Here is a 21,122-nt window from a genome sequence, read left to right as displayed (position 1 = left end):
ACCGATACCCATGTGGACCGACACCAGACCCGCGGCCGAGATGCCACGGCTCTTCGAGCGGGGCGGGGACCTGATCTCCTTCGCGGGGGGCCTGCCCGACCTGGACGTCCTCCCGCTGGAGGCGATCTCCGGCCAGCTCTCCCGCCTCGTCCGCCTCGGCGGGAAGCTCGCCTTCCAGTACACGACCCCGCACGTGGCCAAGGCCCTCGTCCCGGCCGTCACCGACCTGATGGCCCGTGAGGACGGCCGCGCCACGGCCGAGACCCTCGTCCCCACCAGCGGCTCCCAGATGGGCCTGATGGCCGTCGGACTCGGGCTCGCCTCACCCGGCGAGACCGTCCTGGTCCAGACGCCCGCCTACCCGGGCGCCACCGCCGCCTTCCGCACCGCCGGCCTCGACCTGAGCGCCGTGCCGTCCGACCGGGACGGCCTGGACCTCGACGGGCTGCGCCGCACCGTCCACGCCCTCCGGGCCGACGGCCGCACCGCGCGGCTGCTCTACTGCAACCCGACGCACCAGAACCCGACCGGGGCCACCATGCCGGTCGAACGCCGCAAGGAGCTGCTGGCCCTCTGCCGGGAGCTGGACCTCCTGGTGATCGAGGACAACCCCTACGGCCTGCTCTCCTTCGACGGCAGCACCACCACAGCCCTCCAGGCGCTCGACCCGGAGAACGTGGTCTACCTGGGCACCTTCTCCAAGATCTTCGCCCCGGGCCTGCGCTGCGGCTGGATCGCCGCGCCGGAGCACCTGGTGCCGGCGCTCAGCCGCACCACCGAGGTGATCGCCCTCTCGCCGTCCGCCCTCGCCCAGGCCGCGCTCGCCGCGTTCCACACCCGCGGCGGCTGGAACGACCTGATCGACGGTTACCGGGCGAGCTACCGCGAGCGCTGCGCGCTGATGGCCGACGCGCTGGAGCGCGAGCTCGGCACCGACGGGCCCTGGCAGTGGGAGCGCCCGGACGGCGGCTTCTACATCTGGCTGCGCCACCGCGACGGCGTGGACACCGGCCGGTTCACCGCGGCCGCCGCCGAGCGGGGCGTCTCCTTCGTCCCCGGCAGCCACTTCGGGATCGGCGGTGAGCACGCCGACGGGCTGCGGCTCTGCTTCAGCCACGTGCCGCGCGGCCGCATCGCCGAGGGCGTCGCCCGGCTGGCCCAGGCGCTCGCCGCGCCGGCCGCTCCCCCGGAGGGCGGGTCCCGATGACCGACACGCTCGCGGCCGCCCGCGCGGTCGACTGGTCGCAGTTCGGGCCGTCCCGGCCGCTCGGCGACTCGCACTGGCGGGTCTGGGGCGTCGGCCTGCTGCGCAACGCCGGCTTCCCGGTCTCCGGCCTGGACCGCCTCGGCGGACGGCACGCGGTCCGCGCGGCCGCGCTCCTGGAGAGCGGCGAGGCCGACCACGCCGCCTTCGAGGCGGCGTACCGGGCGGACTGCGACGCCGAGACGGAACGGTTGGCCCGGCTCGCCACCGACGGCAGGGTCCGCAAGGCCATCGCCTGGCAGAACCGCACCGTCTACCAGGTCCTCGACTCCCTGGCGTCCGGCCGGGGCAAGGAGTCCAAGCGCCGCCAGCGGGAGCGCACCCTGGCCATGTACTGGCTGCGGTACTGCGCCAAGGCGGAGACCATCGGCTTCTTCGGCCCGGGGGCGTGGATCTCCGTCGGCCGGGGCCGGCGCGCCATCGACTTCGAGCCCGGCCCGTCGCTCACCTCGGCGAGCCGGACGTCCTTCGAGCGCTGGACGATCGCCGCCCTGGGCGAGTGGATGGCCGAACAGCCCGGCGCCCGCTGGTGGTTCCCGCCGGTGCTGCGGCCCGACGTCCACCTCGACGGCGACCGGCTGGTGATGCCGGGCCGCAAGGTGGTCCGGCTGCGCGCGGACGACGTCCAGGTGCTGCGCCGCGCCGACGGCAACCGCAACGGCGAGGCCATCGCCGACGCGCTGGCGGCCGAGGAGCAGTGGGACGCCGCGACCGCCCGCACCCGGGTGGAGAAGGTGCTGAGCCGACTGCTGAAGCAGCGCCTGATCGCCTGGGACGCGAACGTCCCGGTCGACGTCCGCGCCGAGGAGGTGCTGCGCCGCCGGGTGGCCGCCATCGGTGACCCGGAGCTGTTCGTCCGGTACGACGCCGTGCTCGCCGAGCTCGGCCGGCTGCGGGACGGGATCGACCGCGCGACCACCGCCGAGGAGCTGGTCGAGGCGCTCGACCTGCTCGACGGGTTCTTCGTCCGGACCACCGGGCAGGCGGCCTCCCGCGAGGAGGGCAAGGCGTACGCCGGCCGGACGCTCTGCTACCAGGACTCCCTCCGGGACTGCCGGATGGACCTCGGGCAGGACTTCCTGGACGGCATCGCCCGCCCGCTGGCGCTGGTCGCCGACGCGGCGGACTGGTTCGGCAACCGGCTCGCGGAGCTGGTGGAGGCGGAGGTCGCGACGCTGGTCCGGACCGCCGCCGAGCGGCACGGCACGGTGACGCTGGCCGACGTCTGGCCGCAGGTGCTGGCCCTGTTCTGGGGAGAGCACGCAGCCCCGGTGCACGCGGCGACCCGCGAGCTGGCGCTGAAGTGGCGCGAGGTCATCGCGCTGGACCCGGACGCCCCGGCGTCCGAGCCGGTCCGGCTCTCGGTGGCCGGGATCGAGGAGCGGGCCCGCGCGGTCTTCGCCACCGGCCCGGTGCGCTCACCGCACCTGGCGGTGCACAGCCCGGACCTCCAGGTGGTCGCCCCGTCCGTGGACGCGGTGAACGCCGGTGACTACACCGTGGTGCTGGGCGAGCTGCACGCCTGCCTGGCCACGCTGGACCTGCCCTTCCTGGACTGGACCGCCGACCACGGGTCACTGCGCGACAAGGTCAACGCGGCGATCGGCGCCCCGCGGCTGGTGCCGCTGCTGCCGGTCGGCTGGAAGCGCAACAGCGGCCGGATGGTGCCCGCACCGATCGGCGCCGGGGACCGGTTGATCGGCTTCACCCGGGCGCCGTTCGACGAGCGGGACCGGATCGACCCGGCCGCCGCGATCACCGTGGCCGAGGCGGACGGCACCGTCACCGCCACCACCCCGGACGGGCGCACCTGGAGCCTCCCGGAGCTGCTCGCGGTGCCGATCTCGATCATCGCCTGCGACGCCTTCAAGATCGGCCTGGACCGCCCGCACGCTCCGCGGGTGGCCCTCGACGACCTGGTCCTGTTCCGCGAGACCTGGCGGTTGCGGGCCGACGAGGTCGGGCTGCCGGCCAAGGCGGACCGGCACCGCGACTACCTGGCGGTCCGCCGCTGGGTCACCCGGCACCGGCTGCCCGAGCAGGCCTTCGTGAAGTTCCCGGAGGAGACCAAGCCGTCCCTGGTCGACTTCACCAGCCCGACGCTGGTGCTCTCCTTCGCCAACCTCGTCCGCCGGGCGGGGCAGGCCGACCCCGGCGCCGTCGTGACCGTCAGCGAGCCGCTGCCGGCGCCCGAGGACTCCTGGCTGCCGGACGCCGACGGCGAGCGCTACGTGAGTGAGCTGCGGCTCCAGATCAGCAGGAAGGTGCCGGAATGACCGTCCTCGTCCCCGACGACGCGGCACTGCGGGTCCGCCCGACCCGCCCGACCCGCCCGCCGCGCCCGTCGGACCCCGACATCGTCGCCACGATCGGCGGGACCCCGCTGATCGCCCTGGACCGGCTGTTCCCGCCCAACCGCTTCCAGGTGTACGCCAAGTGCGAGCGCTTCAACCCCGGCGGGAGCATCAAGGACCGCGCCGCCAAGTCGATGATCGAGCACGCCATCGGCACCGGCCGGCTCGTGCCGGGGGTGTCCACGGTGGTGGAGTCCTCCTCCGGCAACCTCGGCATCGCGCTCGCGCAGCTCTGCAACTTCTACCGGCTCAAGCTGGTCTGCGTGGTCGATCCCCGGACCACCGCGCAGAACCTGTCCATCATGCGGGCCTACGGGGCCCGGGTCGAGGTCGTGGAGCACCGCGACCCGGCCACCGGCGAGTTCCTGCCGGCCCGGATCGCCAGGGTCCGGTCGCTGCTGGAGAGCACCCCGGACGCCTACTGGCCGAATCAGTACGCCAACGAGTACAACGCCCGGGCGCACCACACCACGATGAGCGAGATCTGCGAGGCCCTGCCGGGCGGACCGGACTACCTCTTCCTCGCGGCCGGCACCTGCGGCACGCTGCGCGGCTGCGCCGAGTACATCCGGGACAACGGCCTGGCCACCCGGGTCGTCGCGGTGGACGCCGTGGGCAGCGTGATCTTCGGCCCGCCGGAGCCGTGGGAGAACTCGCACAAGCGGACCATCCCGGGCCACGGGGCGGCGGTCGTCCCGCCGCTGCTGCTGCCGGGGCTGGCGGACCGGGTGGTCAAGGTGACCGACTCCGAGTGCATCCGCGGCTGCCGTCAGCTGCTGGCCCAGGAGTCGATCCTGGCCGGCGGGTCCTCCGGCGCCGTGATCTCCGCACTGCTGGGCGCGCCCGACTGGATCGAGCCCGGCGCCACCTGCGTCGCGGTGCTGCCGGACGGCGGCGACCGCTACCTCGACACCATCTACGACGACCAGTGGGTGGAGTCCTACCTCCGGCAGTACCTGCCGGACCACGACCAAGAAAGGAGTGAGTCATGAGGATCCTCGGTCGCGACGACGTCCGCGCCGCGCTGGTGGGTCTGGACTCCACCGTCCTCGACTCCGTGCGGACCGCCTACGTCCTGCACAGCCAGGGCCAGTCGGACCTGCCGTTCTCCACCTTCCTGCGCCCGCTGGGCCGCCCGGACTCGCGCATCATCGCCCTGCCCGCCTACCTGGGCGGACCGGCCCCGGTGATGGGCCTCAAGTGGATCTCGTCCTTCCCGGAGAACGTGGACCGGGGCATGCAGCGGGCCTCCTCGCTCTGCATCCTGAACGACCTGGAGTCCGGCTACCCGGTGGCCCTGATGGAGGGCAGCCAGATCTCCGCCGTGCGGACCGCGGCCAGTGCCGCGCTCGCCAGCGGCCTGCTGTCCGCCGGCCGCCCGGTGCACACCGTCGGCCTGATCGGCTGTGGCACCATCAACCACCGCGTCATGTCCTACCTGGCGCAGGTCCACCCGGACGTCGAGACCGTCCTGCTGCAGGACGCGTTCCCGGAGCGGGCCAAGGTCTTCGCGGCCGAACTGGCCGCGGAGTACCCGGGGATCGCCTTCCGGGCCGTCGACGTGGCCACCGCGCTCGGCGCCGAGACCGTGAGCATCGCCACCACCGACTCCAGCTACTGGCTCGACCTGGCCGACTACCCGGACCGGCCGCACGGCCAGGTGATCCTGCACCTGTCGCTGCGCGACCTCAGCGCCTCCTCGGTGCTCGCCGCCCACAACGTGGTCGACGACGCGCAGCACGCCGTCCGCGAGCAGACCTCCCTGCACCGCGCCGAACAGCAGGTCGGGCACCGGGAGTTCGTGCACGCCGAGATCGGCGCGCTGCTGGACGGCCGGACCGATCCGGCCACCCTGGCCCGCACCGTCGTCTTCTCCCCCTTCGGCCTCGGCGTGCTGGACCTCGCCGTCGCCGAGGCGGTGCTGAACGCCGCCGTCGCGGCCGGCCTCGGCACCGAGGTCGAGGGCTTCGACCCGGGCAGCCACAAGGTCACCTCGTCGCTCACCGGGAGTGCGGCATGAGCGCCCCGGGACGGCTCTTCGCCGAGGGCACCAGGGCCCTGGTCACCGGCGCCTCGCGCGGGATCGGCGCGGCGATCGCGATCGCCCTGGCCGAGCACGGCTGCGACGTCGCCCTCAACTACCGCAACAGCGCCGGGAAGGCCGAGGAGGTCGCGGAGCGGATCCGCGCCCTCGGCCGGCAGGCCCTGCTGGTCAGGGCCGACGTCTCGGACGAGGCGCAGGTCGCCGCGATGTACAAGGAGATCCGCGGCACCTGGGGCAACGTCGAGGTCGCCGTCCTCAACTCCGGGGTGACCGCCGACGGCCACATGGCCGCGATGAGCGCCGCGAAGTGGCAGGAGGTCATCGGCACCAACCTGACCGGTGCCTTCCTGACCGCCCGCGAGGCGACCAAGCAGATGTACGCCACCGGCGGGGCGGTCGTCATGATCGCCTCCACCAGCGGCATCGCCGGCCGGGTGGGCCAGGCCAACTACGCCGCCAGCAAGGGCGGAGTGATCTCGATGGCCAAGACCCTGGCGTACGAGACCGCCGGCCGCGGCATCCGCGTCAACGTGGTGGCGCCCGGGTTCATCGACACCGACATGGTGAAGAAGGTGCCCCCGGCGCAGCTCAAGGAGGCCGCCCAGGCGATCCCGCTCGGACGCATGGGGACCGCGGAGGAGGTCGCCCAGGCGGCCGTCTTCCTGGCCAGCCCCGCCGCCTCGTACATCACCGCCAAGGTCCTCACGGTCGACGGCGGAATGCTCTACAGCTGACCGATGAGTCAGCCAAGAAGTTCAACTGACGATCCATCACCCAACCCCCGGAAAGGGACCACCATGTCCGTCGCCACCTTCGAGGACGTCCGCGCCCAGGCCGAGCAGCGCCTGGAGAAGAACATGAAGATCAAGTCGATGATCATCGACCGCCTCGGCCTGGACGCCGAGCCCGAGGTCGTCTCCGACAACCAGCCGCTGTTCGGCCGCGGCCTGGAGATGGACTCGCTGGACACCCTGGAGATCGTCGTCATGATCAACAACGAGCACGACGTGCTGATCAGCGACGACGACTTCGAGGCCTTCGGCTCGATCAACGCCCTGGTCGACTTCATCGAAGCCCGCGAGGTCTGATCATGACGATCGCGCCGGAGACCGCGCCCGCGCGCCGGGCCGCAGCGGTCGAGGAACCGAAGCGGACCTTCAGCTACTCCTCGGACGACATCAAGCGGATGCTGCCGCACCGCTGGCCGATGCTGATGATCGACCGCGCCTACGACGTCGTGCCCGGCGTCTCCGGCCGCGGCATCAAGAGCGTCTCGGTGAACGAGCCGTTCTTCGCCGGCCACTACCCGGACCACTCGATCATGCCCGGCGTGATGATCGTCGAGGCGATGGCCCAGCTGGTCGCCGTCGTCTACGTGGCCGAGCTGCTGGAGGCGGAGAACCCCGGCACCGGCGACCCGTCGGCCAGCGTCGGCTACCTGGGCTCCATCAGCTCGATGAAGTTCTCCCGGCTGGTCGTCCCCGGCGACCAGCTCCGGCTGGAGGCCAAGCTCGGCCAGAAGCTCGGCGGGCTCCGCTCGGTGTCGGTCCGGGCCAGCGTCGGCACCGAGCTGGCCGCCGCCGGCTCCCTGATCGTCACCACCGAGCGCAAGGGCTGACCGCCCGCCGGGCCGGACCCCCACCCATCGGAACCAGAAGACAAGGAGGTGTGGAATGTCCATCACGATCCGCCCGTACCAGGAGGGCGACGCGCACGACATCGCCGAGCTCTACAACCGTCACCGCGACAACCCCAACCCGGTGGCCGGCGGGATCGGCGGCGACGAGCTGGAGCGCGAGCTGACCGAGCGCGACACGGCGACGTTCCTGGTGGCCGTCGACGACGGGCGGGTGGTGGGCACGTTCGGGCTGTTCCACAGCACCGGGCGGCGGTCCGCGCGGGCCGGCGAGCTCATCGCGGACATGTTCTTCGTCGCTCCCGCCTACCGCAACGGCGTGATCACCGGACGGTTGTTCACCGAGGCGGTCGAGTGGATGATGAAGTGCGGCTGCCTCGTGCTCCGACTGACCGTCAACCCGGCCAACACCGTGGCCTTCCGGCTGTACCGCCGGGTCGGCTGCGTCTCCGTCGGCGAGACCGTGCCCGGCGAGGACGGCAACGTCGAGCTGCACAACTACATCCCGCTGATCCTCCGGAGCGTCTTCGCCGACCTCGACCCCGAGGCCGTCGCCGCCCTGGGCGGACTCAGCAGCTTCGCCAACGTCGCCGGCGGCCGGGACGACGAACTGCGTTCCGACGTACGGGTGGTGGACGGCGTCCGCACCATCGCCTACGCTCTGGCCCTCGGCGAGTACCGGATCGACGCGAGCATCGACGTGGACCGCGGGCTGATGCTCGACGCACGGCTCACCGCCCCCGACGGCACCGCCCGGCCGCTGCGGATCGCCGAGCCGCCGTACCGGGTCAAGACCGCCCGGCAGGTCCCGCCGCACCGCTTCGAGTCCGGCGGCCTGGTCTGCGAGGTGGACGGCGGCGACGGCACGGTGACCGTCACCGCCCCGGGCCACCACGGGCCGCTGCTCGTCTCCACCTGGCCCAGCTGCGAGGCGGACCGGTCGGCGGGCTGGCGCGAGGGCCAGCCGCGCGACCTGGACGTCGTCGCGGTCGAGCACGGGGTCCGGGTCACCGAGCGGTCCGGGGAGGACGAGGTCGTCGGCACCATCACCCTCGACGGGGGTGTGCTCGGCCAGGACTTCACCTTCACCCGCCGGCCAGGCCGGATCTTCCAGACCATCGGGCTGCGGCAGGGCACCTTCGCCCTGACCGACCCGGCGGAGGGCACCACCGCCGAGCACCTGCTCGGCACCGGGATCGGCGTCCGCGACGCCTCCGAGGTGGTCGCCGCCGCGCAGGTCGCACCCGTCGGCAGCGAGCTGGTCTGGAGCGACGGCCCGACCCGGATCGAGCTGCCGGTCACCCGGCCGGTCCGGCTGATCCACGCCGGCCTGGTCGAACGGCACCTGGAGCAGGACGAGGACGGCGTGGCCCGGCTGCGCACCGTGTTCCGCGCCGGTGCCGGTGCCCGGCCCGCGGCCCGCTCCACCGCGGCGCCGCAACCGGTCGCCGGAACCCGGACGGTCAAGGTGCAGGCCGCCGCCGCGGGGGTCACCTCGTGGACCGAGGGCGGCACCAAGGTCCTGCGCAGCCCCCACCCCCGGACCCGCGCCTTCGGCTGCAACCCGCGCTGGACGGCCGGGATGTGGGTGACCCGCGAGCACAGCCGGTTCAGCCGCGCCACCGGCCTCGGCTGGGGCGTCCCGACGGCCGGCGAATGGGAGCAGAAGCAACCCCTCGGCCTGGCCGCCCCGCACGAGCGGATCAGCTGGGAGGTCACCGCGCCGGAGTCGGCCGCCGAGCCGGTCCGGATCGACGTCCGGGCCCCCGGGGCCGAGGAGGAGGTCGTCCTCTGGATCACCCCGAACACGCCGTCCCGCACCACCGTGGTGCTCGACTCGGCCGGCACCCGCCGGGAGCTGGACTCGTCGGGGTTCCGCCAGGTCTGGGCCGCGGCCGCCGCGGTCCGGCTGGCCGACGGGAGCTGGCTCGACTGCCGGCCCGTCGGCGAGGGCGCCGGCGAGGCGGAGGTCGTCCTGCGCACCACCGCCTCCGGCCTGCTCATCGGCTGCGTCGCGGCCGCCGGGCCGCACGGGGCCGAGGCCTCCTGGCAGCTGGCCGTGCACCGCGAGCCGGTCGTCTGACCCGTCGCGGCACCGGAACCGCACCCCCTCAGCACCACGAGCACCACTGCACCACGAGCACGAAGAGCACCACGAGCACGAAGAGCACCACGAGCACGAAGAGCACCACGAGCACCGCACAGACACCGCACACCGTCACCCGGGAAAGGACCCGATCCATCATGACCACGACCGTTGCCGTGCCGCGCACCGCGCAGGACGACTACACCACCGTTCGCACCGCCACCGGCGCCTACCGGATCACCGCCCCGCTGGTCCGGGTCTCCGGCGGCGACCGCTACACCCTGCTCGACCGGTTCCTGGCCAAGTCGAGCGAGTACGTCGAGCCGGACACCGTCCGCGAGGCCCTCGCCCTGAACGCCGACGGGACCCCGTTCGCGATCTTCCTGCACTTCGAGATCGGCGACGACTCCTGGCTGCTGCCGCGCACCCCGGTCACCACCGAGGCGCTGCGCGGTTACCTCGACGCGCTGGACGCCCCCGAGGACGTCACCGTCGAGGTCGAGCCCGAGGGCTGGGGCGCCAGCGCCTTCGAGGGCCCGCAGGCCTGGTCGGTGGCCGCGGAGTTCGTCGACTTCGACATCTCCGGCCTGACCCTGCACGGCGTCACCGAGTCCTCGGTGCCGTCCGACCCGGCCGCCCTGGCCCACCTGGCCCGGGTCGGCACCACCGGCGAGTACGGCTACCTGCTGCTCTCCAACGCCCCCGAGGCCGCCCACGAGGCCGTGCTCGCCGCGGTGGCCGGGAAGGGCGGCGCCGAGGTCGGCCCGGAGGGCCTGGCCCGCGTCCAGGCCGAGGCCGGCATGGCGGTCTACGCGGCCGGCTTCGCCGGTCTGCCGGTGCACGAGGCCGACCTCGCCTGGATGGTCGACTGGAACCGGATCGGCGAGTTCACCGGCTCGGAGGAGCTGGTCAAGCCCACCACCGAGCTGGCCCGGCTGACCGCCCTGGCCGCCCCCGCGGACGCCCGCTTCGCCGCCGGCACCGAGGTGAAGGCCGGCGAGCACCGCATCGGCACCGTGCTCTGGCAGGCCCCGTCCGCCAACCCGGACGAGGAGCTGGTCTTCGCCCTCCTGGAGGCCCCGTTCTGGGTCCCCGGCCTCGAACTGACCGGCACCGCCGAGGACGGCGCCGAGACCCCGCTGCGCACCGTCACCCTGCCCCGCGTCATCGCCCGTTCGCTCACCACGAGGATCTCCTGATGACCACGCCGCGCATCGCCCTCACCGGCCTGGGGCTGATCACCGGGGCCGGGGACGACACCGAGAAGAGCTGGTCGTCCATCTCCCAGGGGATCTCGGGCATCAAGACCAACACCCTGTTCGACACCACCGAGCTGCTCACCGAGTGGGCCGGCATGGTCACCAGCGAGCAGCCGGCCGACCTCGACCGCTGCTACGCCCTGGCCGCCACCGCCATCCGGGAGGCCCTGCGCACCAGCGGGCTGGACCTGGACACGGTCGACCGCAACCGGGTCGCCGTGGTGGTCGGCTCCAGCCTCGGCGCGATGCCGACGCTGGAGAGCGTCCACCGGGACCTGGTCCGCGAGGGCCGGCTCGACGCCGTCCAGGCCGCCGCCTCCCAGCTGCCCTGCGTGGGCGACTACATCGCGGCCGAGTTCGACCTCCGCGGCCCCCGGATCGTGCTCTCCAACGCCTGCGCCGCCAGCGCGGTGGCGCTCGGGTACGCGGCGGAGCTGCTCTGGAAGGGCGAGGTCGACCACGTGATCTGCGGCGGCGTCGATCCGCTGGCCGAGCTCTCGGCCTACGGGTTCAGCGCCCTCGGCGCCCTCGACCCCGAGCCCTGCGCGCCGATGTCGGCCTCCACCGGGCTGACCCTGGGCGAGGGGGCCGGGTTCATGGTCCTCGAATCGGCGGACCGGGCGGCCGAGCGCGGCGCCCGCGCCCTGGCCGAACTGGGCGGCTACGGCCTCTCCTGCGACGGCTACCACCAGACCGCCCCGGACCCGAGCGGCAAGGGCGCCGCGGCCGCCATGGCGCAGGCCCTCGCCACCGCCGGCCTCGGCCCCGAGGACGTCGACTACGTCAACCTGCACGGCACCGGCACCCCGGCCAACGACGTCTCCGAGCCCAAGGCGGTGAAGCTGCTCTTCGGCTCCGACGTCCCGCCGGCCAGCTCCACCAAGTCGATGCTCGGCCACACCCTCGGCGCCGCCGGGGCGGTCGAGGCGATCGTCAGCACGCTGGCGATCGACCGGGGGACCATCCCGCCGACCGTCAACACCCGGGGGGTGCCCTCCCCGTTCAGGCTGGACATCGTCCCCGACACCGGTCGTCCGGCCGAGCTGGAGGTCGTCGCCTCCAACTCGTTCGCCTTCGGCGGCAACAACGCCACGGTGGTGCTGAACAAGCCCGGCCGGGCGACCAGGGCTCCGCGGCGCACCTCCGCGGTGCACGACGTCGTCGTCACCGGCGTGGCGGGGCTGGCCGGCTCGGCCGGCAGCACCGCCGAGCTCACCGCCGCACTGGCGGAGGGCCGGCCCGGCTTCTCCGACCTGGAGCACGTCGAGGGCATCGGCGAGCTGCCGATCGGCCGGGTGGACGTCCGGGCCGCGTCCCGCAAGCTCAACCCGAGCCGGGCTCGCCGGATGGACCCGCTGGGCCTGCTGGCCGCCGCCGCGGTCGGCGACCTCTACGAGCGGCACGGCAAGCCCTCGCGGGCCGAGGCCGAGAACACCGGCATCGTCTTCGCCACCGGCTACGGCCCGGTGACCTCGGTGCTCCAGTTCCACAAGGGCGTCCTGCAGCAGGGCATCACCGGTGCCAACCCGTCGATGTTCGCCAACACCGTGGTGAACGCCGCGGCCGGCCACGTCGCGATGCTGCACCGGTACCGCGGCTACACGGCGACCATCGCCAACGGCGGCACCAGCTCGGTCCTGGCGCTCCAGCTCGCGGCCCGGGTCATCGCCCGCGGCGCCGCCGACCGGATCATGGTCGTGGTCGCCGACGAGTTCCCCGAGCAGGCCCTGGCCACCCAGGCCCGGCTGCCCGGCTACGCGCGGACCGCGCAGGTGGTCCCGGGCGGCCGGAGCGGGATGGTGCTCAGCGAGGGCGCCGCCGCGATCCTGCTGGAGAGCGCGGAGTCGGCCGCCGGCCGCGGCGCGGACGTCCTGGCCTCGGTCAAGGGCTTCGGCGCCTCGGGCGAGTCGGTGGGCATCGGCCGGATCGGCCGCGACGGCGAGGCCTGGGCCCGCGCGCTGCGCGGCGCCATGGCCGAGGCCGGGACCGCCCCGGAGGAGATCGACACCGTGGTGTCGGCCGCGTCCGGCTACAGCCTGGTCGACGTCGCCCAGGCCCGGGCGCTCCGGCTGGCCGGGCTGGCCGACCGCCCCACCGTGGCGCCCAAGGCGCTGCTCGGCGAGACCTACGGCAGCGCCGGTGCGCTCGGTCTGGTGGCCGCGCTCGGCGGCGGGGCGCCGCAGGGACGGCTGCTGCTGTCCAGCTTCGCCTACGGCGGCAGCTACGCCGCGGCAGTGCTCGACGCGAGGTCCTGATGGGTACGGCGCTGATGGGCACGGCGCTGATCGGCGCGGCGACGGACGCGGCGCCGCGGGCCACTGCGGCAGGGGAGGGCCGGGTCGGCGGGGCGGCGATCGACTGCCTCGTCACCCGCCACCCGCACCTGCCGCGGGACCGGATGGGCCACCGGCTGAACGACGCCGGCCGGTGGCTGATCACCGAGGCGGTCGCCCGGCTCCACGGGTGCACCGTCACCCCCCGGGACCTCGCCCGGGACGAGCACCGGCGGTGGAGCCTGCCGGCGCTCGGCCTGACCGCCTCGGTGGCGCACTGCGCCGGGTTCAGCACCGTCGCCCTCGCCTCCGGCCCGCAGGTGGGCGTGGACCTGCAGGACCACCGCGACCGCCCGCACGCCATGCAGTGGCTCGGCGACCTGCTCGGCAAGCCGGCCGGGCAGCCCGCCACGATGCGGGACTTCGCCGAGTGCGAGGCACTGATCAAGGCCTCGCACATCCGCAAGGAGACCTTCGCCGGCGTCCGGCTGCCCGCCTGGCGGCCGGGCTGGCGCCCGACCAACACCGGCTACCTGGTGCGGTCGGCCGGCCTCGGCCACGGTCTGCACCTGGCGCTCGCCACCGACGCGGCCGCCCCGGTGCGGTGGTGGTGGCAGTCCCGCCCCACCGAGCCCGCCGTCCGTACGGACGCCCTGACCCTGGAGCCAGCAGCATGAGCCCGACCGCGACGGCGACCGAGACCCCGGCCCCGCCGGCCGCCACCCGCCCGTACAGCCGCCGGATCTCGCAGATCGAGCGCGGCTACCTGAACGCCGCCGCCACCGGGACGCCCCAGCTGATCCAGATGGTGATCGAGGGCGAGGGCCGGATCAAGCCGGACGAGCTCCGCGCGGCGGTCCGGGCCGCCACCCTGGCCGGCCCCGGCCTCGCGGTCCGCCGCCGCGGCGCCGCCTGGCGCGCCGACGGCCCCGTGCCACCGGTGGTCGGGCTGCCGTCCGCCGCCGGCTTCGACCACCCGTTCTTCCACGGCGACCTCGACGTCGTGGCCGGCCCGGTCTGCGAGGTCGGCCTCGCCGAGGGGCCGGTGACCCGGCTGGTGTTCCGGGCCAGTCACATCGTCACCGACGGCCGGGGGCTGCGGAACTGGATCGAGGACGTGTTCCGGGCGCTGCGGGGCGAGGAGCCGGTCGGGGCCGCGGCCACCGTCGACGACACGCACTTCCGCACCGCCGCCGGCACCGTGCCGGCCGCCCCCGCGCCGGCCCGGGTCGAGGGCTTCCCCGCCGTCCTCGGCCACGGCGCCGCCGACGGCACCCCGCTCTGGCTCCGCCGCTCCGTCCCGGCCTGCCCGTCCGCGGTCACCGCCCGGGTCGCCGCCGCCGTCTCCCGTCGCCTGGGCACCGAGTCGGGGCGCCTGATCGTCCCGGTGGACCTGCGCCGGCACGACCGCTCGGTGCGCTCCACCGCCAACCTCACCTCCCAGCTGGTCCTCGACCTGCACCGCAACGACCGCTGGAACCGGCTGCACAGCCAGCTGCTCGGCGCCATGCTGCGCAAGCGCGAGGTCGCCGTGCTGGACCGGGACTTCCTGCGCAGCAACCCGTTCGCCAACTCGCTCCGCGAGGCCCGGGAACTGGACGGCAGCCGGTTCCCCTGCACGGCGATCCTGACCGACCACGGCCGGATCGACACCGAGCTCTACCGCACCGACCGGTTCCGCCCCACCGACTACTTCACCCTGCCGATGCTCGTGCCCTACGCCGAGATGTTCCTCAGCACCTGCCAGATCGGCGACCGGACCGAACTGACCCTCTCCTGCCGCAACCGTCCCGGCGCGGCCGAGGCGGCCGAAGCGGTCCTCGACGAGGTCGAGCGCGGCCTCGTCGACGCGGACTGACGCGGCTCGACCCCCTGTTGACGACGAAGGACGTTCGAACATGCCGACGACAACCAAGCTGAGCACCGAGGAAGCGCCGAGCCCGCCGGAGGTGGAGGCCGTGGTGGACGCCGTGGCGGAGGTCGCGCCGGTCGTACCGGACGCCGGCGCCGCGCCCGCGGGCGACACCGAGCCCGTGGGCGGGAAGGACCTCGCACCCGCGACCGGCACCGGGCCCGCGGCCGATCCCGACGCCGGGACCGGGACCGCCGGTTCGGAGACCGGCTCGGAGACCGCCGGCTCGGAGACCGGCTCGGAGACCGCCGGCTCGGAGACCGGTGCCGAGGCCGCCGGCGAGCGGGCCCCGGCGGCCGACGGCGAACCGTCCGGGCCGTCCGCCTCCGCCCTCCTGACCATGGCCGCCGCCATCACCGGCGGCTTCCTCGCCCTGCTCGACACCACCATCGTGAACGTGTCGATCGAGGACACCACCGCCCGGTTCGGCGGGATCAACCAGGTCCAGTGGGTGGTCACCGCCTACCTGATCGCCCTCGCCGCCGTCATGCCGGCCACCGGCTGGCTGGCCACCCGCTTCGGCGTGAAGCGCGTCTTCGCCGCGGCGACCGCCGTCTTCGCCCTCGGCTCCGCGGGCTGCGCCTTCAGCCAGACCCTCACCGAGCTGGTCGCCGCCCGCGGTCTGTCCGGCGCCGCCGCCGGCGTGCTCACCCCGGTGTCGACGATCCTGCTCACCCGCGGCGTCCCGCGCGAGCACCTGGGCCGGGTCCAGGCGCTGAACGGCAGCGTGATGCTGATCAGCCCCCTGCTGGGCCCGACCATCGGCGGCCTCCTGGTCGAGGCCGGCGGCTGGTCGGCGGTCTACCTGATCAACATCCCGCTCTGCGCGGCGCTGTTCGCGGTCACCCTGCGCTGGGTGAAGAAGGACGCGCCGGCCGAGCGGATCGCCAAGCCGCTCGACGTGGTGGGCCTGCTCTCCTCCGCCACCTGCACGGTCTGCACGGTGCTGGCCATCCACGAGTTCGCCGACCAGGGCGTGCGGGCGAGCGCCTCCCTGCTGGCACCGCTGGGCCTCGCCGTGCTGAGCGGCGCCGTCTTCGTCGTCCGCGAGCTGCGCGCCCGCTTCCCGCTGCTGGACCTGCGGCTGTTCCGCAACCGCGTCTACGCGACGGCCGTGGTCAACGTGTTCTGCCTCGGCTTCGTCCTCTACTCGCCGATGATGCTCATCCCGCTGTACTTCCAGAGCGCGCGCGGCGAGACCGCCGTGACCACCGGACTGCTGATGTCCACCGGCGGCCTCGGCGTGGTCACCGCGGCCTGGCTCTCCCGCGTCCTGCTCAAGAAGCTGGGCGGCGGCGCGACCGTCGTCATCGGCATCACGCTGACCATGCTCGCCACCGCGCCGCTCACCACCCTCTCGGACGACACCTCCTACCTGCTGCTCTGCGCCAGTCTGGTGGTCCGCGGCCTGGGCACCGGGCTGACCATCGTGCCGACGATGACCCGGGCGTTCCAGTCGATCCGTCAGGAGTCCATCCCGGACGCCTCCTCCCAGCTCAACCTGACCCAGCGGATCGGCGGTGCGCTGGCCATCGCCGTGGTCACGGTCGTGCTGGAGCAGGCCGCGCAGGAGCGCCACGGCCTGGTGCCGGGCGCCTTCGCCCACTCCTTCGGCTGGCTGCTCGGCGTCTACGCCCTCACCCTGCTGCCCGCTCTGGCGCTGCTCGCGGCGGACCGCCGCGAGGCGCGCCAGAGCGGCCCGGCCGCGTGACGCCTGCTGCCCGAAAGCGTCTCGTCGCCCGGAGTCAGCGCGTGGCGGGGAGCCAGCCGTCCTGGACGGCGTGCACCCCGGCCTCGAACCGGCTCCGGGCGTCCAGCCTCTCCATCAGGTTGGCGGCGAAACGCCGGGCCGTGCGCGGCGAGACCCCCATGCGCTTGGCGATGGCCTCGTCGGTGTAGCCCTGGGCGAGCATCTTGAGGACGGCGTGCTCCTGCGGCGGCATGCCCTTGGCGTCGCACTTCGGGGTGTCCCCGACCGGGATCGCGACGTTCCAGACGCTCTCGAACAGGGCGCACAGCGCCGCGACCGTCCCGGCCCCGCGCAGTACCACCGCGCCGGCCCGGGCGTCCTCGGTGTCGATCGGCAGCACCGCCTGGCGCTGGTCGAAGATGATCATCCGGATCGGCAGGTCCGGCACGGTGCGGACCTGCCCGCCGTGGCAGTTCAGCCAGGTGACGTGGTCCAGCGTCGGCCGGTGGTTGCGGACGCTGTCCAGGTAGACGGTCCGCATCTGCACCCCGCGCTCCAGCAGCGCGGCGTTGGGCGCCCGGCTGGCCCGCAGGTCCTCCTCGGAGTGGGCGCCGCCCGGGGCGAAGGTGGCGACCTCGGTCCGCGCGGAACCGGCCAGCTCCGCCAGCCGCTCGCGAATCGACTCCGGTCCGATCAGCTGCTCGGAGTCGGCGTCGGTGGCCGCCGGGCGCAGCGCCGAGCACTCGGCGATCAGCTGGGCCGCCGCCGCCCGGGAGGCCTCGACCCGCATCTGCTGGGCGGCCAGTTCAGCCTGCTGACGGGCCAGCAGGACCTCCATCGCGGTCTCCGGGCCGATCGCCCGGAAACCTATGCCCTCCCGCGCCGAGGGCTGGATGAGCGCGAGTTCGCTGAGTCTGTCCAGGCAGCGGCGGACTCTCTCCTCGGTCATGCCCAACCCGGCCGCGAGCCCGGCGACACCGCTCTGCGGGTTCCCGAGCATCCCGCGGTAGACGGCCTCCGATTCGGCGTCGAGCCCCAAAACATCCAGCATTGATGCGATCCCCCTCGATCAGCGCTATCTGCTTGTTTATGGGGAGCTTACTGACCTTGGGTAGACGGCCACTGACCCGAACGTTCCGGAAAGATGTCCGGACAGCAGGCCCGGCCGACCGGCGGGGGCCGATCGGCGGGGAAGAACGGGAGCGGGGGGCGCGAGCCGTCCCTAGGCCGCGTCGAGCGAGACCAGCCGGCCGACCGGTTCGGCCTCCGGCACGAGGGCGTCGAGCGCCCGGCCCTCGGCGGTGAGCCCCTCCGGCACGAACCTCTCGGGCGCGAAACCCTCCGGCGCGAAACCCTCCGGCGCGAAGCCGGCCGCCGCACACTCGACGAGCAGGTCGCGGGTGCAGTCCCTGATCAGGCGGTGGAAGGAGAACCGGGCCGGCGCGTCCAGCCGGACGAGGTTGTTCTCGAAGAGCACGTCGACGTAGCACTCGACCTCGTCGGCGGGCAGGCCGGTCACGGCGGCCGCGTGGTCGATGTCGAAGGACGGGGACGGGTGCAGGCTGAGCAGCCGGCTGAACCGCCGCTGCTCCCGGTCCAGGTGCTGGTACGAGGCCCGCAGCATCGCCATCAGGTCCCGCTCGGCGGACTGCAGGCAGCGCGCCCGCTGCGGCGTGGTGGAGAGCCGGTCCACCAGGTCGGCGACCGCCCACGCGGGGCGGTCGCGCAGCCTGGTCGCGGCGATCCGGACCGCGAGCGGCAGGTACCCGCAGAGGTCGACCGCCTCGGCGACCTTCGCCGGCTCCCGGCCCGCGCGCTGCTCGCCGACGATCCGGCCGAACAGGGCGGCCGCGTCCGCGGGCGGCAGCACGTCCAGGCAGACCGGCAGTGCGCCGTCGAGTGCGGTGAGCTTGCGTCTGCTGGTCACCAGCACCAGCGTGCCGCCGGTGCCCGGCAGCAGCGGTCTGACCTGGGCGGTGTCCGCCGCGTCGTCGAGGACCACCAGGCAGCGCCGGCCGGCCAGCGTGGACCGCCACAGGGCACTGCGCTCCTCCAGGCTGGCGGGGATCGCCTTCGGCGGGACGCCGGCGGCCAGCAGCAGCGCGCCGAGCGCCTGCTCGGGCGGCAGCGGAGGCCGCGACTCGCTGAAGCCGTGCAGGCCGACGAAGTACTGGCCGTCGGGGTAGTGCGGCGTGACCCGGTGGGCGACGTGCACCGCCAGGGTCGTCTTGCCCACCCCTCCCATGCCGTCGACCGCGACCATCAGCGGGGCGCCGGCCGGCGCCTCGGCCACCGCGTCCAGCACCGCGGCCAGTTCGGCGGGGCGGCCGGTGAAGTCGGTGAGGTCGTGCGGCAGGTAGTTGCGGTGGCGGTCGGCAGCGGGCGCCGGGCCCGCGGGCAGCGCGCGACGGCCGTCCGGGCCGGGGGCGCCCGACGACGGCGCGGACCGGGAGCCTCCGTCGGCGGCGGGGCCGGCGAGCACGGGAACGGCATCGGACGCACGGGCCCCGGAGGCGCGGACGCGGGAGCCGTCGAGGCCGGCGGTGCGGACGGCGGCGCCGTGGATGCCCGGGGCGTCGGCGAGGATCTCCGCCTGCAGCGCCCGGAGTCGGGGGCTCGGCTCCAGGCCGAGCTCGTCGGCGAGGAAGCGTCTGCCCTCGTCGTAGACGGCGAGCGCGTCGGCCTGCCGCCCGCTGCGGCACAGGGCCGTCATCAGGCTGCCGCGGAGCGAGTCGCGCAGCGGGTACTCGGCCAGCAGCGCGTGCAACTCGCCCACCAACGAGCTGGATTCACCGACCTTCAGGCGCAGCGCCATGAGGTCCTCGGTGGCGGTCAGCCGCTGCTCGTTGAGCTTGACGGCGGCGCCGGTGACGGCGGGGCAGTGGATGCCGGCGAACGCGTCGCCGCGCCAGAGGTCCACCGCGGACTGAAGCAGCCGGATCGCCTCGGGGAGCCGGCCCTCCCGCTCGGCCACCCGGGCCTCGCGGACCCGGCCGGCGAAGTTGTGCGCGTCGAGCGCGCCCTCGGGGACGACCAGGCGGTAGCCGACGTCGACGGTGACCAGTCGGCACTCGTGGGCGCCCGACAGGATGCGGCGCAGGTCGCGGATCGCGTTGTGCACCTGCGGACGGGCCGACAGCGGCGGGTCCTCCCAGAGCTCGTCCACCAGCACGTCCACCGGAACCACCCGGTTGGCGTTGAGCAGCAGCAGGGCCAGCAGCCGCTGCTGCCGCATGCCCCGGACGTCCACCGGCTCGCCCGCCCGGCGCGCCTCCAGCGCACCCAGCACCAGGAATTCCATCGTCTTCGCCCCCGTCGTGCATCGCCCGAATCACAGCGCCTGTTCCAGGAACTGCCGGTTCATTCCGTGACATCCGGCCGTCGGCATCTCTGCCGGTCGTTCATCGCACCGTGCGGCGGTCCGTCCGCCGCGTCCACCGCAGCCGCGGGATCAGGAACCCCAGGTGACGTCGTCCAGGCGGTCGTTGTCCTGGGTGATGTGCACGTCCGCCGCCGCGGTCGCGATTTCGCCGGAGCGACCGGACGCGGATTCCGAAACGGCCGCCTGAATCGTCATTCCGCCGAAAACGATGAGCGCGAGAGCGGCGAACTTGGAGACACGCGTGGCCAGCATGGAATTCTCCCGAATGGTTTCTCGACTGTTGCCCGGGCGCTTCCCGGGATCCTGTGCGGCGCTCGTTCCCGCCGACATCTCCACTGTGCTCGACGGCCGGGCCGGAGGGAACAGATGGCGCCTGGACGGAACATGCACTGTCCTAAGCCGTCCACGCCGGCCCGTTCAGGACAGGTCCCACCAAGGGCCCGGCACCAGCGCCGCACCGACCGACCCGACGGCGAAACCGGCCAGGTCGGGGTGGTCGGACACGGCCCGCCCGGCCACCCGGGCCGCGCTCTCCTCGGCCTCGGTCAGGCTCGCCACCAGGCTGAAGAAGCCGACCGTGACCTCCCCGGGGAGGGTCCGGTGCACGGAGACGTGTTCGAGCCGGTCCCGGTCCTCCGCGAAGGAACCGATGATTCCGGCCAGGTCCGCCGTACTCGTCGATCCACCAGGAGCCCGGAGGCGCACATGTATGAGGTACATACTTCCATCTTCAGCGCCGGAATTCGGTGCCCGGCCCTGCCCGGCTAGACGCTTTATGCCATGGCATAAAGCGTCTAGCCGCGGAATACCGCGACAAAGCAGCGTCAACCGGCCGGGGCTCTCGGGTGGCCGGCGGCGTTCCCGCAGGTCGGGGCGGAGTGGACGGAAGCGGCCGCCCGGCCCGGGCCCGGTCGAACGGACCCGGGAGCGGCTTCGGACGGGATCGCGGACGGTCCGGCGAGGGCTTCGGGACCGGTCCTACGGGTGGGCACGGGTGCGCTGGCCGGGAAAGCGCGCAGGCGCCTCGGCGGCGCCGCGGCCGGCGAGCTCGGCGAGGGCCTCGAAGAGGATGTCGCCGATCAGTACCGGCTCGCGCGAGGCGTCCCGGGAGCCCGGGGTGGTCGGAGAACACTCGTCCTGGAGCGGGCGGACCTGGAGCTGGCGAGGTGGCATGGCTCTTCCTGCCGTCGGGGTGGCCGCTCCCCTTCTGCCCACTCGCGCC

General features: G+C 73.9%; 19 protein-coding genes. 13 read left to right on the top strand and 6 right to left on the bottom strand.

Going from position 1 to position 21,122, the window contains the following annotated elements; translation table 11 throughout:
- Positions 1-10: 10 nt before the first annotated feature.
- From MCM47_RS10680 to MCM47_RS10645, 8 genes are all read left to right on the top strand, one after another.
- Complete coding sequence (locus tag MCM47_RS10680) at positions 11-1,207, top strand: PLP-dependent aminotransferase family protein (RefSeq protein WP_238860727.1); 1,197 nt, start codon at positions 11-13, stop codon at positions 1,205-1,207.
- Positions 1,204-3,540, top strand: coding sequence for a lantibiotic dehydratase (locus MCM47_RS10675; protein WP_238860724.1), 2,337 nt, complete (start codon positions 1,204-1,206; stop codon positions 3,538-3,540). Before MCM47_RS10680 ends, MCM47_RS10675 begins: the two co-directional genes overlap by 4 nt.
- Positions 3,537-4,610: a 2,3-diaminopropionate biosynthesis protein SbnA gene (gene sbnA, locus MCM47_RS10670; protein ID WP_238860722.1), complete on the top strand. Its 1,074-nt coding sequence runs from the start codon at positions 3,537-3,539 to the stop codon at positions 4,608-4,610. Before MCM47_RS10675 ends, sbnA begins: the two co-directional genes overlap by 4 nt.
- Positions 4,607-5,638, top strand: coding sequence for a 2,3-diaminopropionate biosynthesis protein SbnB (sbnB, locus tag MCM47_RS10665; protein ID WP_238860720.1), 1,032 nt, complete (start codon positions 4,607-4,609; stop codon positions 5,636-5,638). Before sbnA ends, sbnB begins: the two co-directional genes overlap by 4 nt.
- Entirely contained in the window at positions 5,635-6,396 is a 762-nt protein-coding gene (gene fabG / locus MCM47_RS10660; RefSeq protein WP_238860718.1) for a 3-oxoacyl-ACP reductase FabG, read from the top strand. The genes sbnB and fabG overlap by 4 nt, the downstream gene beginning before the upstream one ends.
- Before the next feature lie 63 nt (positions 6,397-6,459).
- Positions 6,460-6,750 (top strand): acyl carrier protein, encoded by a 291-nt coding sequence (locus MCM47_RS10655; RefSeq protein ID WP_238860716.1) that lies wholly within the window; start codon positions 6,460-6,462, stop codon positions 6,748-6,750.
- Positions 6,751-6,752: 2 nt separating this feature from the next.
- Positions 6,753-7,280, top strand: coding sequence for a 3-hydroxyacyl-ACP dehydratase FabZ (gene fabZ, locus MCM47_RS10650; protein WP_238860715.1), 528 nt, complete (start codon positions 6,753-6,755; stop codon positions 7,278-7,280).
- A 55-nt stretch (positions 7,281-7,335) separates the two neighbouring features.
- Positions 7,336-9,381: a GNAT family N-acetyltransferase gene (locus MCM47_RS10645; protein ID WP_238860713.1), complete on the top strand. Its 2,046-nt coding sequence runs from the start codon at positions 7,336-7,338 to the stop codon at positions 9,379-9,381.
- A 28-nt stretch (positions 9,382-9,409) separates the two neighbouring features.
- On the opposite strand, the gene MCM47_RS41640 is transcribed toward MCM47_RS10645, so the two are convergent.
- Positions 9,410-9,544, bottom strand: coding sequence for a hypothetical protein (locus MCM47_RS41640; protein ID WP_255751973.1), 135 nt, complete (start codon positions 9,542-9,544; stop codon positions 9,410-9,412).
- Between MCM47_RS41640 and MCM47_RS10640 the strand changes: the two genes are divergently transcribed.
- From MCM47_RS10640 to MCM47_RS10620, 5 genes are read left to right on the top strand one after another with little or no spacing between them, the layout of a single operon-like run.
- Entirely contained in the window at positions 9,543-10,583 is a 1,041-nt protein-coding gene (locus tag MCM47_RS10640) for an aminomethyl transferase family protein (protein WP_238860711.1), read from the top strand. The genes MCM47_RS41640 and MCM47_RS10640 overlap by 2 nt on opposite strands.
- Entirely contained in the window at positions 10,583-12,898 is a 2,316-nt protein-coding gene (locus tag MCM47_RS10635) for a beta-ketoacyl-[acyl-carrier-protein] synthase family protein (RefSeq protein WP_238860709.1), read from the top strand. The genes MCM47_RS10640 and MCM47_RS10635 overlap by 1 nt, the downstream gene beginning before the upstream one ends.
- On the top strand, positions 12,898-13,593 hold the full coding sequence (locus MCM47_RS10630; RefSeq protein ID WP_238860707.1) for a hypothetical protein: 696 nt from the start codon (positions 12,898-12,900) through the stop codon (positions 13,591-13,593). Before MCM47_RS10635 ends, MCM47_RS10630 begins: the two co-directional genes overlap by 1 nt.
- Entirely contained in the window at positions 13,590-14,774 is a 1,185-nt protein-coding gene (locus MCM47_RS10625; protein ID WP_238860705.1) for a hypothetical protein, read from the top strand. The genes MCM47_RS10630 and MCM47_RS10625 overlap by 4 nt, the downstream gene beginning before the upstream one ends.
- A 40-nt stretch (positions 14,775-14,814) precedes the next feature.
- On the top strand, positions 14,815-16,539 hold the full coding sequence (locus MCM47_RS10620) for a DHA2 family efflux MFS transporter permease subunit (protein ID WP_238860703.1): 1,725 nt from the start codon (positions 14,815-14,817) through the stop codon (positions 16,537-16,539).
- 34 nt (positions 16,540-16,573) lie between these two features.
- Here MCM47_RS10620 and MCM47_RS10615 read toward each other — a convergent pair whose 3' ends face one another.
- From MCM47_RS10615 to MCM47_RS10590, 5 genes are all read right to left on the bottom strand, one after another.
- Positions 16,574-17,569, bottom strand: a complete 996-nt coding sequence (locus tag MCM47_RS10615) for a helix-turn-helix transcriptional regulator (RefSeq protein ID WP_238860701.1) — start codon at positions 17,567-17,569, stop codon at positions 16,574-16,576.
- Between the two features lie 171 nt (positions 17,570-17,740).
- Positions 17,741-19,819, bottom strand: a complete 2,079-nt coding sequence (locus tag MCM47_RS42535) for a BTAD domain-containing putative transcriptional regulator (protein ID WP_305067960.1) — start codon at positions 19,817-19,819, stop codon at positions 17,741-17,743.
- Positions 19,820-19,969: 150 nt separating this feature from the next.
- A complete protein-coding gene (locus tag MCM47_RS10600) occupies positions 19,970-20,152 on the bottom strand; it encodes a hypothetical protein (protein WP_238860697.1) in 183 nt (60 codons plus the stop codon).
- A gap of 165 nt (positions 20,153-20,317) precedes the next feature.
- On the bottom strand, positions 20,318-20,620 hold the full coding sequence (locus MCM47_RS10595; RefSeq protein ID WP_238860695.1) for a hypothetical protein: 303 nt from the start codon (positions 20,618-20,620) through the stop codon (positions 20,318-20,320).
- Between the two features lie 258 nt (positions 20,621-20,878).
- Entirely contained in the window at positions 20,879-21,073 is a 195-nt protein-coding gene (locus MCM47_RS10590; RefSeq protein WP_238860693.1) for a hypothetical protein, read from the bottom strand.
- Positions 21,074-21,122: the final 49 nt, after the last annotated feature.

The organism is Kitasatospora sp. A2-31 (genome assembly GCF_022288725.1).
In the GTDB taxonomy this organism is placed as follows: Bacteria; Actinomycetota; Actinomycetes; order Streptomycetales; family Streptomycetaceae; genus Kitasatospora.
Note: the sequence above shows the minus strand (reverse complement) of the source record. Positions and strands in the feature narration are given on the sequence as shown.